Source organism: Methylomonas sp. MED-D, from assembly GCF_050276835.1.
Taxonomy (GTDB): domain Bacteria; phylum Pseudomonadota; class Gammaproteobacteria; order Methylococcales; family Methylomonadaceae; genus Methylomonas; species Methylomonas koyamae_A.
Genome location: NZ_CP189965.1, coordinates 2847891 through 2864081 on the forward strand (window position 1 = coordinate 2847891; position 16191 = coordinate 2864081).

10 protein-coding genes are annotated in these 16191 nt (G+C 57.8%); 6 read left to right on the top strand and 4 right to left on the bottom strand.

Annotation, left to right across the window (positions count from 1 at the left end):
* Window positions 1–430: 430 nt before the first annotated feature.
* On the top strand, window positions 431–1912 hold the full coding sequence (locus ACQE3E_RS12590) for an efflux transporter outer membrane subunit (RefSeq protein ID WP_313730194.1): 1482 nt from the start codon (window positions 431–433) through the stop codon (window positions 1910–1912).
* A 904-nt stretch (window positions 1913–2816) separates the two neighbouring features.
* Here ACQE3E_RS12590 and ACQE3E_RS12595 read toward each other — a convergent pair.
* The gene (locus ACQE3E_RS12595) at window positions 2817–5246 is read right to left on the bottom strand and encodes a tetratricopeptide repeat protein (protein WP_313730193.1); all 2430 of its coding nucleotides are present in this window, start codon (window positions 5244–5246) and stop codon (window positions 2817–2819) included.
* A gap of 714 nt (window positions 5247–5960) precedes the next feature.
* Between ACQE3E_RS12595 and ACQE3E_RS12600 the strand changes: the two genes are divergently transcribed.
* Entirely contained in the window at window positions 5961–6353 is a 393-nt protein-coding gene (locus ACQE3E_RS12600; protein WP_168029101.1) for a hypothetical protein, read from the top strand.
* 733 nt (window positions 6354–7086) lie between these two features.
* Here the strand turns inward: ACQE3E_RS12600 and ACQE3E_RS12605 are convergent.
* On the bottom strand, window positions 7087–7317 hold the full coding sequence (locus ACQE3E_RS12605) for a transposase (RefSeq protein WP_427501652.1): 231 nt from the start codon (window positions 7315–7317) through the stop codon (window positions 7087–7089).
* A 457-nt stretch (window positions 7318–7774) separates the two neighbouring features.
* Between ACQE3E_RS12605 and mutS the strand changes: the two genes are divergently transcribed.
* The 4 genes from mutS to ACQE3E_RS12625 all read left to right on the top strand — a co-directional run bounded on the left by mutS (window position 7775) and on the right by ACQE3E_RS12625 (window position 13964).
* On the top strand, window positions 7775–10360 hold the full coding sequence (gene mutS, locus ACQE3E_RS12610) for a DNA mismatch repair protein MutS (protein WP_427500597.1): 2586 nt from the start codon (window positions 7775–7777) through the stop codon (window positions 10358–10360).
* Between the two features lie 208 nt (window positions 10361–10568).
* The gene (locus ACQE3E_RS12615; protein WP_427500598.1) at window positions 10569–12839 is read left to right on the top strand and encodes a CHASE2 domain-containing protein; all 2271 of its coding nucleotides are present in this window, start codon (window positions 10569–10571) and stop codon (window positions 12837–12839) included.
* 78 nt (window positions 12840–12917) lie between these two features.
* Window positions 12918–13358 (top strand): FecR family protein, encoded by a 441-nt coding sequence (locus tag ACQE3E_RS12620; protein ID WP_064027217.1) that lies wholly within the window; start codon window positions 12918–12920, stop codon window positions 13356–13358.
* 12 nt (window positions 13359–13370) lie between these two features.
* Window positions 13371–13964, top strand: coding sequence for an OmpA family protein (locus ACQE3E_RS12625; protein ID WP_071156284.1), 594 nt, complete (start codon window positions 13371–13373; stop codon window positions 13962–13964).
* A gap of 88 nt (window positions 13965–14052) precedes the next feature.
* Here ACQE3E_RS12625 and ACQE3E_RS12630 read toward each other — a convergent pair whose 3' ends face one another.
* Window positions 14053–14763 carry a DsbC family protein gene (locus ACQE3E_RS12630; RefSeq protein WP_064027213.1) on the bottom strand — a complete coding sequence of 237 codons (711 nt, stop codon included), beginning with the start codon at window positions 14761–14763 and terminating at the stop codon, window positions 14053–14055.
* Window positions 14764–14824: 61 nt separating this feature from the next.
* Window positions 14825–16189 (bottom strand): RIP metalloprotease RseP, encoded by a 1365-nt coding sequence (gene rseP / locus ACQE3E_RS12635; protein WP_313730189.1) that lies wholly within the window; start codon window positions 16187–16189, stop codon window positions 14825–14827.
* Between the last annotated feature and the right edge of the window lie 2 nt (window positions 16190–16191).

A 16191-nucleotide genomic window follows, 5' to 3' on the forward strand; every position in this document is an offset into this window, starting at 1 on the left:
CGCGTACCTACCAGCCATATCGATCAAGTGCTTAGTTCAACTTTGTCAGATTTCAGGCTCCCACTTACCGAAGGCTGTCATTCCGGCATGGATGGCTCGAAACTCGCCATCCGTGGCACTGGATACCCGCTTCCCGGCGGGCATGACGGTCTTTCTTCTAATCCGACAAAGTAGAATTAGCCGTCACACCAAATGCCGGCACGCTAAGTGCCGTTCCGGAACCTCTGCCGCGATAAACCGGTATGCGGCTTGCTAGCTCAACGCCGGCGGGAACGATACACCTAAAACCGGGTCATTGACGTCGGCGCGGACTCGCCCGTTTGCCGCAGACTAAAACACGATAAACTGACCTTGCTTGAACCACCGCCCGATCAACCGCTCAGCGCCCGATTCCGCCCATTCTTCCGACTTTTACCGAATCTCCACCGTCATGTTTCGTAACCCCAGACTCGCGCATTCCGTTTTGCTGTTTACGCTGCCTTTAACCGCCTGCACGGTCGGCCCCGACTACGTCCGCCCACAAGCCAACATTTCCAACGAGTTCAAGGAAGCCCAAGGCTGGAAACCCGCTCAACCGCGCGACACCGCCTTGCCCGGCAAATGGTGGGAGATCTTCAACGATCCGATACTGAACGGACTGGAAGAACAAGTGCTCGGCGCCAACCAATCCATCGTGCAGGCCGAAGCCCAATACCGGCAAGCCCAGCACTTAGTACAATCGGCGCAATCCTCGCTACTGCCGGTCGCCACGTTGACCGGCACTTTCAACCGCTTCAAGGCCGCTACCGGCCAAAGCGTCGCGGTGTCCGGCGTGCGCAACCTGTTCGGCCAAGCGGTCGGCGTGGCTTGGGAACCGGATTTGTGGGGCACGGTACGGCGCCAGATCGAAGCCAATACCGGCAACGCCCAGGCCAGCGCGGCCACCTTGCACGCGCTGATTTTGTCCAGCCAAGCCAGCTTGGCCGACAATTACTTTCAATTGCGGACGCTGGATGCCCAGAAAGCCCTGCTCGACGAAACCGTCGCCGCCTACAGCAAAACCTTGGAAATCACCCAAAACCGTTACGCGGTCGGCGTCGTCGCCAAAGCCGACGTGGTCCAGGCCGAAACCCAATTGGAAACCGCCCGCGCCCAATCCATCGATCTGGGCGTGCAGCGCGCCAAGCTGGAGCACGCGATCGCGGTATTGATCGGCAAAACCCCGGCGGAACTCGCGCTGGCGCCGGCACCGCTAAATTTGCAACCGCCGGGCATTCCGGTCAGTCTACCGTCGGAATTACTGGAGCGCCGCCCGGACATCGCCGCCGCCGAACGCAAAATCGCCGCCGCCAACGCCCAGATCGGCGTCGCCAAGGCGGCCTATTATCCAACCTTGAATCTGGCCACCACCAACGGCTTTCAATCCCCGACCGCCGACAACCTGTTCACAATGGCCCGCCGCTATTGGGCGCTGGGTCCGGCCGGGTTGGCCCTGACCTTGTTCGACGGCGGCGCCAAGAATGCGCAATACAAACAAGCCGTCGATGCCTACGACGCCAGTGTCGCCGGCTATCGGCAAACCGTGCTGACCGGCTTTCAAGAAGTCGAGGACAATCTGGCCACGTTAAGGATTTTGGACGAAGAAACCCAAGTCCAGGACAAGGCGGTCGCCGCCGCCAAACACGCGCTGGCCCTGACCAACAACCAATACCAGGCCGGCACGGTCAGCTATTTGAACGTCATGACCGCCCAAACCGCCGCCCTGTCCAACCAACAAACCGCGGTACAACTGCTCGGCCAGCGCTTGTCCGCTTCGGTACAGTTGGTCAAAGCCGTCGGCGGCGGTTGGAACGAAACCCTGCTACCCAGCGAGGATCAAGCCGCCGGCGAACGCAAATGGACCGATTATTTAATTTTGCCGCTGGTCGAATAAACCGCCCGAATGCGGCGCTCGCGCGGGACATCGGAACCTGACCGCCGTCACCGCCACGACGAACGAACAGACCGATCGTGCAAAAGCACAACCGCTCGCGCGGCTTTCCAACTAACGCTGATGAAACTGCCGTGTCGCCCCGGCAAATGAAAGTCCATGGCGTGGGAGCGGCTTTAGCCGCGATTGACAGTGCTCCGACACCGAATTGGGCGACCGTGTCCGGTGACTTTCATAACAAGGTTACGGCCGAGAACCCGGTCGAATCGAATTGCCGCCTTGCGGTGACCAGCGCGAAGCTTGCGCGCCGATGCCGGCCGGCGCGGAAACATCATTCGGCATGCCGTGCCGAACCCGCAACAGTCCATGTTCGACAGCGAGCATTTCGTTCCGCACAGCGAAAAGTCTGTGTTGAACACCCAGCCTCGCTCGATCAACACCCGCGCGTCCTAGATGAACACTCGAGCTTTCTCGATAAACACCCAATCCTCATTGCGCGACAGACAAGGTTCTACGATAAACACCGACGCATCCGCGATGAACAGTCACGCGTTTACGATGAAATAGCAACGTTGCCTGTTAATGGGAGCCGGGCCGCTGTTTGCCGGAGAAGCTTGCGTGTTCGACAAGCAAGTCCAGGTGTTCAGCAGAGATCGTCCGATGTTATTCGGAGGATTGCCGGTATTCAACAGCGGTTAGCCGGTGTTAATCGGACAACGCCGCTGATTCATCCGAGACGCTTGGATGTTTGGGATGGAAGGCTGTACTTAATTCAGCGACGCTTGCGTTTTGGAATATCAACGCCGGGGTTCGATGGTTGAAGCCCGCGGTTTCGACCGACCCGACCGAGGCTTGGAGGCGGAAGGTTCCGGTCCAAAGCCTGGGCGTCGATGCCGAAACAGAGAAATCAGCCGTCGCCGGACGGCTGGCGGCATTCGGCCAGGGTTTCCAGCGCCTCGTTAAGGTTCTCGGAACCTAGCGGGGTATAAATTTCCACCGCCTTTTCGGCATACGGCAAGGCTTGCTCAGTCTTGCCCTGCTGGATCAGGGCACGAGCTATCGACCGATGATTTTCTGCTATCAACTCTCGGCGGCCTAAGGCTTCGGACAAGGCAAAGGCTTCGCGGGCCAATTGTTCGGCGGTCGACCAGTCCTTCCGGTCAAGCGATAACGTGGCCAAATTGCAGGTAACATAGGCAACCCCTTCGCGATAGCCAACCTTCTTCGCGATCCGCAAGGCCTCACGGTAATTGCGTTCTGCGGCATCCCAATCGCCAGACGCTATTTCAGCATCGGCTAAGTCGCTTAATACCATTGCCACATCGTCGCTCTCCGAATCCAGGCTGCGAAGTAATTCGAGAGCTCGACGAAAAGCTTCTATCGCCGAAGGGTAATCTTCTCGCAATTCATATCCCGAACCTTTCAGGCGAATGGCGGCCGCCTTTTCTCGAGTTATCCATTGACCGGCCTGTTCCGCTTCCTGCCAATGCCGTTCGGCCCGTTCGGCGCTAACCAGCACCGACTCGGCTTGACCGCGTAAATAGTACACAAAACCGGCTTCATATGTCCGCCATCCGGCACTCCAGAAATCCTCCACCGCCAGCGCCTTGGTTTCGGCGTCTTGGCACAGCGCCAACCATTCGTCGTAGCGGCCGGTGAAATTGAGAAAATTTCGTAGTGCATCGCAAGCCGTTTGTAAGCGCTCGTTTGGTCCGGCCAATAGAATAGGAAAGGCCGGTGCCAGACTCGGCCATTCGGCATCGAGTTTCTCGAAACGATCATGGTTGTCGTAACCGTTTTCGACGATCAACGCATAGGCCCGCTGCTCCAGCCGACCGCCGGCGGCCGCGACCATTTCCGGCCGGCGGCGGCGCAGAAAATCGGCGACCAAGGGCACCAACACAAAACGGCGTTCTTCGGTGTCCGGCACCACCAAGGCTCGGACCGCCAGTCCGCTGAGGGCATGTTCGGCGCCCAGCTCGTTAATCTCGGCCAGTTCGGCGATGATTTTAATCGTCATCGGCCGCGTGAAATGCGCTAGCGCCGCCAGCACTTGGGTTTCGGCTTCGGAAAAGCTATCCAGCAAATCGCCGAACACGAACTCCAACGGGTTGTTGCTTGCCGGCGCGGCGCGCAAAAACGCCAGCGCCGCCGCCACGGTTTTGCAGCGGCCCATGCCCAGTTGGCCGGCCAGCCAACGCATCAACAAGGGATTGCCGCCGGTCTCGTCGTACAGGCTGCGCCGTTCCGCGCCGCCGGTTTCATTCAACAAGCGGTTGTCGCGGGCCATTTCCGCCAACAGTTGTTCGGCGGCCGGCCAATCCAGTTTATCCAAACGCACCGTTACCGCGCTGGCATCGGCGCGGCGCCGGCTGGTGACCAAGGCGCTGCAACTGCGCGGCAGGCGGTTCAAGAAGGTAAACAATTGGTCCCGGTCGGTTTCCGGCAAGGTTTCCAGATTGTCCAACACCAGCAACACGTTTACGCCCCGCAACACGCGCAACACCGCCTCGGTGCGTTCCAGATCGGCCAGTTTGGTCAATTCGGGCTGCGCGACTTCTCGGGCGATCGCGTTCAGCATTTCCAGATAGCCTGGAAGCACGAAATGGCCCAGTGCGCGTTGGCCGTCGGCGGTCAGTTCCCGCTCCTTGGCCGACAGAAACACGATGCGCTCGAAGCGGCCTGCCGGCACGCATTCCGCCGCGCGTACCGCCAACGCGGTCTTGCCGATGCCGCCCGGCCCGTCGATCAGCGCGCCCCAGCCGCGCGCGTCTTCGGCCAGGGACTCCGCGATTTTTTGCAGCTCGCCGTCGCGACCGAAGAAATATTGCAGGCGCGGCAGATTGTTGGGAATCGCGGCTTGCAGCTTGATTGGCTTGGTTTTGTGCCGGCCGCTGACGTAATAATCCGCCGGCTTATCGGCGTTCAGCGCCAAGCGCTCCAGAATCAAATCGGCGGTTTCGGCGGGGCTGATGTCGTCGAGATCGGTATAACCGGCTAAACCTCGCAAACCCTTGCCTTCGACTTTATTGAAGCGGGTCAACATGACTTCGCCGACTTTGCGGGCTTTCAGCAAGCCATAAATCGCGTTCCATTCCAAGCCGCACCATTCCTTGGTTTCGTAATCCGGGCAAAACACCGCGACCACCAAATCCGCTTCCTGCTCGTACAGATCCGGCAAATAAAATGCCAGATCGCTACGGGAAAATTCGGCCCGGTGATAACGATCGTAAAGAATCTCGGCTTTACTGAAATGTTCGGCCAATAAGTCGGCCATCTGTTCGACGAATTGGCGCTTTTCGCCGGCGAAGGAAAATGCGATACGGAAACGGCGCATGGTGAGGTCTATGTGTGGGCTGTTGGTTTACCGGCGTTACCGGGGTTCAGGTTTATCGTTTGGTTGAGCTTTTGAGAGGTTCCCTTCGACTCCGCTCAGGGAACGACGGCTCCGCTCAGAGAAGGACGGCTTCACTAAGGGTATGACCGCCCGCTCAGGGAGCGACAGCTCCGCTCAAAGAAGGACGGCTTCACTGTGGGAACGACAGCTCCGTTCAGAGAAAGACGACTTCACTCTGGGAACGACCGCCGCTCCCAACACGGAGTCGAAGCGAACGACTGCGCGCGTTCCCTGACCGGAGCCGCCGCTCCCTGAGCGGAGCCGAAGGGCGCGCGGCGGCAGGTTCAATCATTAACAGGCCGAATCATAATTCGCTCGACTCGTTTGCAAGGCGGCAAACGTAGCGCCATCAGTCCGCTAGTGTAGCCGGAATGCGGCTCGGCTGAAATCCGGCGGCGGATTTTCATCGCGGCTGCCGGGCCAAGCCAGGGTAAGCCTTCGAATGCCAAGCGGGCGCCGCTTAATCTCGAACACGGTCAACCAAGGTTTTGCTCTAGCCAAGCGCCCGGTCCGGGCTATACTAAAAGTTACTTTCCACGCGCTCGTCGCTAGACGCCAAACCCGGCGGATGTTCCGCCGTCACTTCTGCCGAGCCGTCACGGCATTCCATCGGCCGCTCGCACTGTCAACGGCTTCTGATATGGGGGATAGCTCATGACAAACATCACAGCATTCATTCTCTGCGCCGGCTTGCTGGTCGCTTGCGCCTCGTCCGGCCCGGTGGCCCGCCGCGACCCGAACGATCATCGCGGTTACGCGGCCGACGCGATGCGTTGCAGCCAAGCATCGATGCGCATGGAAGCCATCAAAGTGCCCACGCCGCATGCGCTCAGTGTCGTCGAAATACCGACCATCCCGGACGCCGGACGCTTCACCGCCTGCATGGATTACGCCAAATGGCCGGTAGCGCGCGCGGACACGGCGCAGTATCTCAAGGTATCAACCGTATGCCTAAACCGGGCCAGGAATGCCGACAACGCCGACGAAACTTATGCCGACTGCATCAAAGCCAGCCAATTGAGTATCGAGTTAATCCCGAACCAGTAACGAAGCGGAGGGCATGATCCCCGCGCCCTTCCCGAGCATCCCCCTATACTCTGGTTGCGACCGGTTTCCAAAACTGAGCGGCTGCCGCGACCGCTTAAACGCAACCGGCGTCAAGTCGATTATCTCGGCATTACCCCATCGGATCGGTTTTGCGACACCGACAACCACTGAATCAGTTTACCGCTTTCGCTAAACAAGAGGCTTTACGGAAAGCGCGGCGACGAATACCCGCCCCAAGTCCGGCACTCCGCGACTCACGCCACTCTCGCACCGCAACAATTTCACGTAAGGCTCGCCCGGTAAACTTTGACGGTGCGCCATGACCCGTGTTTTATATGCGCTTCGACTTGGTCCCAGGAATGGCCTTACTCCTAATGTTCTCGAATTCTTGCAATCGGCTTTCCCGTTCAGGCTTCACCGCCGGTAAATCCATCAGAGCCTCCGGAACCGCCGCGACACCGGCCAAAATCAATGCTACGAGTTGAATACGTTCCTGGACCGGTCATTCGTGACCGCTTTGTTGCACAAATCCCTGATCAAGCAAACTCCCCTTACCCCAAACCCGCCGGACGGTTTTAGGGGTTAGCTACCGCGATTGGCCGACCGACCCGATTCTATGTCACCTCAATGGCTCGAATTCCGGAGTTTCGGCGTCGACTCCCAGCTGAACCTTACGCGATTGGCGGCGATACTCCACGCCGGGTTTCTTGGTTTTGCATTTATGCTTTGGACTCTAGCCTTCGCCCAACATCTTTACCGCGGAGCGATCGACAAGTAGATGCAAGCCATTGGGATGGGCGCGATAGGAAATACACACCGGCACATGTTGCTGGCAACGGCAAAGCGTCGGGTAATAGGGCTTAACCCAATCAAGGCCAAACAATTTCAATATACTGGCGACCATCCGGCTGGCTTGCCGCTGCGCCAAACCGAACAAGTTTTTGATCATCAAACAAAACCGGATCGCCGCATCCTAAAATTTCTCGGCCGGGCCCTCGCCGGCCACGGGCAGGTGCCAGCCAATCCATAGCTGCATAAAGCCACGGCTCCACAGGGATTGGTTATAGTCTCGCCAGGTAGTGGTTAGGAATTTCAAGGGTTCTGGCTTGGGCGTTTCGGCTTGTGTTCAATGACTTCCCTTGTATTATGGAGACCGTCGGCGATTTATGCGACAAAGCCCCGTGACGGGCAAATACAGCCCTGGATAATCGTCAAAAGTCATCTGGCGTCCTGGCTGAAAAGCTATAGCGGCGCAGGTATCGAATTGTTTTTAATATCGTTTTTTATGTTGATCGATGATCGAATATAGCCCGAAAAAAACCTATGCTAAACAGCAACGTGCCGGGAAGTTTTGAAAAGTGTAGTTGGCGAAAACCGACGCATAGCATAGAACAATTATCTGTTACTTCATTAATTTACGAATGAATCTCCAAATAAAACAAGACAGCAAGCAAGGCAGCGAAATCCAACACACGCCGATGATGCAGCAATATCTCCGCATCAAGGCTCAACATCCGGACATTCTGCTGTTTTACCGGATGGGCGACTTTTACGAGCTGTTTTACAACGACGCCAAACGCGCCGCTCAATTGCTGGACATTACCCTGACCGCACGCGGCACATCGGCCGGAGCACCGATTCCGATGGCCGGCATTCCCTATCATGCCGCCGAAAACTATATCGCCAGACTGTTGAAACAAGGCGAATCGATCGCGATTTGCGAGCAAATCGGCGATCCCTCCAAATCCAAGGGGCCGGTCGAACGTAAAGTCGTGCGCATCGTCACGCCCGGTACCGTCACCGACGAGGCCTTGCTGGAAGACCGCAAGGACAATCTGCTGGTGGCGCTGGCGCGCTTCGATAAATCCATCGGCGTCGCTTGCCTGGATTTAACTAGCGGCAAGTTTGTGTTGCAGCAGTTGGAAAATGACAGCCAATTGCAGGCGGAAATCGAGCGTCTGAATCCTGCTGAACTGTTGTTCAGCGAAGACCAAGCCCTGCCGGCGTCCATCAAGGAACGCAAGGGTTTGTGCAAACGCCCGCCTTGGCATTTCGATTTGGATAGTTGCCGCCAACTAATTTTGAAGCAATTCAACTGTCACGATCTGAAAGGCTTCGGTTGCGAGCACCTGCCGGCGGCGATTTGCGCCGCCGGTTGCTTGCTGCAATATGTGCGGGATACCCAGTTCAACGCCCTGCCCCACATTCAGGGCATTGCCGTCGAACACGCCGACGACGGCATCAGCTTGGACGCCGCCAGCCGCCGTAACCTGGAATTGGACAGCCACCCCAGCGGACAAACGCAATACACGCTGCTCGGCGTGCTGGACAAAACTGCAACCGCGATGGGCAGCCGCTGTTTGCGGCGCTGGCTGCACCGGCCGTTGCGCGACCAGGCCGTGGTCAACGGCCGCTATGCCTGCATCGTCAGCCTGCTCGAAAACGAGCTATACCTTGATTTGCAAACCAGTTTGCGCCAAGTCGGCGACATCGAACGCATCAGCTCGCGGATTGCGTTGAAATCGGCGCGGCCGCGCGACCTGCTGACCTTGCGGCTGACCCTGGCGGTGCTACCCGAATTACAACAAAAATTGGCCGGCAGCGACAATCCGCATCTGGAAGCGTTACGCGGCCAGTTGCGCGAACACCCTGAATTGGTAGAACTGTTACAACGCGCCATCATCGAAAACCCGCCGATGTTGATCCGCGACGGCGGCGTGATCGCGCCGGGTTTCAACGCCGAGCTGGACGAATTACGCAATCTCAGCCAAAACGCCGACCAGTTTCTGATCGACATGGAACAGCGCGAGCGCGCCGCCACCGGTATTGCCAATCTCAAGGTCAATTACAACCGGGTGCACGGCTATTACATCGAAATTTCCAACGCCCAGGCCGACAAGGTACCGGTGCATTACACTCGCAAACAAACTCTGAAAGGCGCCGAGCGCTATATCACGCCGGAACTCAAATCCTTCGAAGACAAGGTGCTCAGCGCGCGGGAAAAATCGCTGGCCTTCGAAAAAGCGTTATATGACGAACTGCTGACCACGTTGGGCGAGGCCTTACTTGACCTGCAACAATGCGCCATAGCGCTGGCCGAGCTGGACGTGCTGGTCAACTTTGCCGAACGCGCCGAAACCCTGAACTGGACTCAGCCGGTATTGACTCAGGAGCCCGGCATCCATATCGTCGCCGGCCGTCACCCGGTGGTGGAGCAACTGTCCAGCATACCGTTCGTCGCCAATGATTTGGACTTTTCCGGCGACCGCCGCATGCTGGTGATCACCGGGCCCAACATGGGCGGTAAGTCGACTTATATGCGCCAGGCGGCGCTGATCGTGTTGCTGGCCCACATCGGTTGTTACGTGCCGGCGCAATCCTTGATCTGCGGGCCGGTCGATAAAATCTTCACCCGCATCGGCGCTTCCGACGACCTGGCCAGCGGGCGCTCGACCTTCATGGTCGAGATGTCGGAAACCGCCAACATCCTGCACAACGCCAGCGCCAACAGTTTGATTTTGATGGACGAAATCGGCCGCGGCACCAGCACCTTCGACGGCCTATCCCTAGCCTGGGCTTGCGCAGACTACTTGGCGCGCCACGTCAAAGCCTTTACCTTGTTCGCCACCCACTACTTCGAGCTAACCACGCTGGCCGAAGAACAAACCGGCATCCACAACATTCATCTGGATGCGATGGAGCACGGCGACAAGATCGTGTTTTTGCACGCGGTCAAAGACGGGCCGGCCAGTCAGAGTTACGGGCTGCAGGTCGCGGCCTTGGCCGGCGTGCCGCAATCGGTGATCGCCAACGCCAAGCACAAGCTGGCGCAATTGGAAAACACCGCCTACATCGAACAACAAAGTCACCAAGAGATTAATCAGTTCGATTTGTTTACCAGCCGCGAATGCCATCCCGCCGTGGTGCTGCTCGAAGAAATCGATCCGGACCTCCTCAGTCCGCGCCAAGCCTTGGACACCTTATACCGGTTGAAGAAAATGCTCTAGAAACCATCAGGGCCGTCGGTCGCCCATTGGGTTAGGCGACGTCTCCCCGGCTGTTTGGCGCGGAGCCACGCAAAAATCTCGGCCCGGCCTACAGACGCGCCAAAACCGCAACCACGAATGTTTGCTTGCAACGCGAACCGCGACGAAATACCAAAACGCTGTCCGCTGACTATAATCGGCAGTGATTCTTCAAACTTTCTCCGCATCGATGCCAAGACGGCTAAGCAAGCAAACGCCCATCGCGCTAATCCTCGCCGCCGCGATAGTGACCTTGACCTGGACCGACGCCGCTTGGCGACTGGACCGCTGGCTGTACGACGCCTGTTTGACTTGGCTGGCCAAGCCCGCTTCCGCCGACATCGTCATCGTCGAAGTCGATCAGCGCAGTCTTGGCACGCTGGGGCGCTGGCCGTGGCCTCGCGATATCCACGCCAAGCTATTGCGCAAATTGGCCGCGGCCCGGCCCACCGCGATTGCGCTGGATTTTGTGTTCTCCGAGGCCGATGCCGAGCACCCCGAAGCGGATGCCGAGCTATCCATGGCCTTGCGAAACAGCGGCCCTGTGATTCTACCGGTCATCATCGAAAGCAACGCCGATTCCCTGGTCGAAACCTTGCCGATCGCTTCGTTTCGCTCGGCGGCGATTCTGGGCCATGCCAACTTGGAAATAGACAAAGACGGGGTCGGGCGCGGCCTGCTGTTATGGAGCGGGCTAGGCGCCGCTCGTTGGCCGGCGATGGCACTTGCAGCCTATGCGGTCCGCTATCCGGACGCTTTGAAAGCATCGACCGGCGCGCGGACAGGCAATAATCCGGCTGGCGTCGTCACCGGATTGGCCGGCGACCATCGGGTCGGCTTGCCGTTTTACGACACCAGCACCGACTTCGTCCGGGTGTCTTATGCCGACGTGCTGTCCGGCGCCGTGGCCGACCGGGTTTTCAAGGATAAATTCGTCTTGGTCGGCTTGACCGCCGCCGGCATCGAGCGAGAATTACCGGCCCCGCTCGCGGTTGGGAATCGGCCGCTAAGCGGTGTCGAATTTGTCGCGGCCGGGCTGGACGCCTTATTGAAACAGAAATTTTGGCAAGAACTGCCGTGGCTCTGGCAGTGCGGTGTGGCACTGCTGCTGACCGGCTTGACCGTCGGCGCCGGCGCTTGGGCACCGGCGCGCTGGCTGCCGCTGGTCGTAGCGGCCTTTGCGGTTGGCACGGTCGTTCTCAGTCTGTTGTTGTTGGCGTTCGGCGGCTATTGGTTTGCACCGGCAGCCACCGTCACGGTCGTATTCCTCAGCTATCCGCTGCGCAGCTGGCGCCAATTCGAAAAACTGCTGCAATCCTTGTTTGCCGAACGTAAACGGGCTTACATCACATTGAATGCGATTGTCGATGCTGTCGTGACCACGCGCGATAACGGCGAAATCGACTTCATGAACTCCCGCGCGTTGGATATGTTCGGTCCCAAACTGCTCGAAGCCGGCCGTAACATTGACCAGTTATTTTCAGCACAAGCCGGCGGAAAGCTCTGGCTCCCTAGCGAGTTGATCGCCGAGAGCCGGAGCGGAAACGCGCCTCTCAAATTCGAACACTGCCGACTGACCGTTAGCGATCAACAAAGTGTGACCGCCAATTTGGTAGTGGCACCGCTGTTCGGCAGTCAAGGTGAAGCACTAGGCGCGGTGATTACGGTCAACGACCTTAGCGAGCGCATGCTGATGGCAAAACTCTTGCTTAAAAAAGCCGAGGAATTTAGCGAGATTCGCGAGTCCATGGATCGCGTCGAGCAAATGAGTACCGCCAAAAGCCAATTCATGGCCCAAATCGGCCACGAACTGCGCACACCATTGAACGCGGTGATCGGCTTTGCGCAGTTGCTGCAAATGGAGGACCCCGAGCACCCGCTGGCCGCCGAACATCTGGAAGCCGCAAACGAAATATTCAAGGCCGGCATGCACTTGCTGAATTTGATCAACGATTTGCTGGACTTGGCCAGAATCGAATCCGGAAAGCTGAGTCTGAACCTGACCACGGTCGAACTGACAACCCTGTTGGACGACTGCTTGGCCTGGATCGCACCGCTCGCCAACCCGAACGCGATTGTCGTAGAGCTGGCCAACCCGCTGGCCCCGACGACCTGTCTCTACGCCGATGCCGGCCGCGCCAAGCAGGTCTTACTGAACTTTTTGTCCAACGCCGTCAAATATAACCGGCCCGGCGGCCGCGTCGTCGTGTCGACCCAGACCACCGACGCCGGCTACGTCCGCATCGCGGTGACCGATACCGGGCCGGGATTGAGCACGGCGCAACTCGATCGCCTATTCAAGTCATTCGAACGCCTGGATGCCGAACATAGCGGTATAGAAGGGACAGGCATCGGCTTGGCTATCGCCAAGCAACTGACGGAGCTGATGGCGGGACGAGTCGGCGTCAGCAGCATCCCGGAGGTTGGCAGCACGTTCTGGGCTGAATTTCCACGCGCATAAGCCGCAATGCTGTCTATACTTGCCCGCTAACCCACCGCGCTGTCTGCGCAAGGCTTTCGGACTTTCGAGAGGGCATCCATGAAAATCGTATTCTTGTGTTTGATCTGGCTGAGCTGTGCCGCCGGCTCGGTCCGGGCGGAGCAATCGGCCATCGGTTACGTCAAAACGGTCGCCGACGCGACGGTGATTGTCGAAGGCGATCTGCAAATTCCGGCTGTATTAGGCTCGCCGATTAGAGTCGGTCAAGTCATCAAAACCGACGAGCGCGGCGCGGCCGGAATTACGTTGAAAGACAACACGGTACTATCGATAGGACCGAACACCGAACTGGAGATCAAGGCCTACCAATTCGAACCGCAACAAGAGCGCTTGGAACTGAACGCCAGCTTGCTGAAAGGCACGCTCCAATACATTTCCGGGGTTATCGCCAAACTCAAGCCCGAGGCGGTAACGCTGAAAACGCCGTCCGGCGTCATCGCGGTGCGCGGTACGCGGTTTCTGGCCAAAGTCGATCCATAAGCGGGAGCAGCCATGACTATCAATCGAATGAAACCCTTAACGCTGCTGCTGACCGTCGCGCCAATGTTCGTCGGCTGTAGCTCGTCGTATCTGGTGTTGTTGGAAGATCACGACGGCAGTACCGGCCAGGTCGTGTTCAAATCGGCCGACGGCGAAACGGTGTTGGACCGCGCCGGATCCGCGACCCGCATCGACCGGAAAGGGGACGTATTTCAGGCCGACCAAAAACAAATTGAATCAGACTTCGGCCGGGCGCTCGGCTCAGAGCCGGTCAGGCCGGAAGTATATCTGCTGTACTTCGAAACCGGAGGTACCCGCTTGACGGCGGAATCGGCGGCGCAGTTGCCTAAAATCATTGAATCAGCGCGCCGTCACCCGGCCGCCGACATTTCCATCATCGGCCATACCGACACGGTTGGCGCGGCGGCGGACAATGAGACGCTGGCGAAAGAACGTGCCGAACAAGTGGCTAAGCTATTTGGTGCCGGACAGTTGGATGTCAAGGAAATTGCGGTGACTTCTCACGGTGAGAAAAACCCGCTGGTAAAAACCGCCGACGAAACACCGGAACCGAAAAATCGGCGGGTAGAAGTTACGATACGCTAAGGCAGCGAGTCTTCTTGAAAAAATTTTAAAGTGGTCTAAAACCCGCTAAACGGTCGCTTAGCGGGAGTTTGGCGAGCAAACCGCCGGCTTATTCGCTGGACAGGATTTTGGCGAGCTGAGCTGCCGGCACGTATCCCGGTAATACGTTACCTTTTTCGGTGACAATCATCGGCGTGCCGTTCATGCCGAATTCCTCGCCCAAAGCCATGTGATTGTCGACCGGATTGTCACAGGCCTTGCTATCCAGATTTTCGCCTTTCTTGGCAGAGGTCAGCGCCTTGTTACGATCGGGCGCGCACCAGACCGACACCGCTTTCTTATAGGAATCCGAACCTTTGCCGGCCCTGGGGAAAAACAGGTAGCGTATGGTGATGCCCTGCGCCTGATATTGCTCCATCTCGGAATGCAGTTTCCGACAATAGCCGCAATCGATGTCAGTGAACACCGAGACCTGATGCTTAGGCGATTCGGGCTTGAAAATAATCATATTTTTCTCGCCGACTTTGTCCAGCGCGTTTTTTCTGGCGCCGGCCTGCTTGGTTTCGGTGATGTTTTTCTTGGCCTCGGCATCGAACAACTGTCCTTGCAACAAATACTTACCGTCTTCCGAGGCATAGAAAATATTGGCGCCCATCGTCACTTCGTATAATCCCTTGATTTCAGCCGGCGTGATTGAATCGACCTGTCCGGACGGCATGAATTCGGTCAAAGCTTTCTTGATGGCGGCTTCGTCGGCGGCCGCGTTCGCACTGATCGCGGCCGAAGCGGCAATCACCAGGGTTCGAAACAATGTTTTCATGGAATAGTCCGAGGGATGGGAAAGAAAGCGGTTGACTCGACGCGGCGCGAATCGTTCCAAGTTATTGGAACAATCGATCGATATCCAAAAACATCGCCAGCGCCATCAGCATCATTAGTAAAAACATGCCGACTTGTTGAAAATACATTTGGATCTTGTCCGGCAACGGCCGCCCGCGCAGGGCTTCGACCAGATAAAACAGCAGGTGGCCACCATCCAGCACCGGTACCGGCAACAGATTGAGGACGCCCAAGCTGACGCTGACCAAACCGAGAAACTTCAAAAATGCCGTTAGGCCCATTTCCGCCGACTGACCAGCATATTGGGCAATACTGATCGGACCGCTCAAATTATCGACCGAAGCCGAACCCACCAACATTTTACCCATCATTTTCAGCGTCGCGGTCGCGTAAAACCAGGTCCGCTCCAAGGCCAACGGCACCGCTTCCCAGGGGCTTTTAGACGACTTGACCAATACTGAATCGCTCAATTCCTTCGGAATGTAGACGCCCGCGCCGATCTTGCCGATCTCCCGGCCGTCGTCCTGATGTTCGCGGCGCGGCGTTAGCGTCAACGGCAGAGTTACGTTGTCGCGCTCTATCAGCAACTTGATCGGTTGATCCGGTCTAGCCTGCACATAATCAACCCACTGTTGCCATTCGCCGATCGGATTGCCATCGGCGCTAAGGATCAGATCGCCGCTCAACAAACCGGCCTGCTTGGCGACACCGTCTTCAAGCAGTTTACCCACTACCGGCTTGACGACCGGCATCCACGGCTTTAGGCCCAGGCGTTTGTGTAACACTTCCGGAGAGTCGACGTCGCTGGGCTGTAATTGCAACTGTCTGACCTGCCGGCTATCGTCGCTGGTTTTGACCGCGACGTCGATTTGCGTCTGACCGTCGATGGCCAACGATAGCACGGCATCCAAGGCATCCATCCAGGTCGGGGTGTCCTTGCCGGCCACGCCGACGATTTCTTCGCCAGCCGTGAAACCGGCAGCGGCCGCCAACGAATCCGCTTCGACACCGCCAATCACAGGTCTAACGCCGACTTCGCCCAGCACCAGCACGGTCCAAAACAAAACCACGGCCAGCGACAGGTTAGCCAACGGGCCGGCCGCGACTACCGCTGTTCTGGCCCACAAGGGTTGACGGTTAAACGCATAGGGTAAATCCTCGGGACTCACCTCGCCTTCGCGCTCGTCGACCATTTTGACGTAGCCGCCCAACGGCACGGCGGCAATGACGAACTCGGTGTCATGGGGCGATTTACGCCAAGTCCAAAGTGGCTTGCCGAAACCGATGGAAAAACGAATCACTTTGACACCGACTTTACGCGCCACCCAGAAATGACCGAATTCGTGAAATGCGACCAGAACCGCGATGGCGACGATGAAATAAAAGACGGTGTGCAGAGTATCCATGG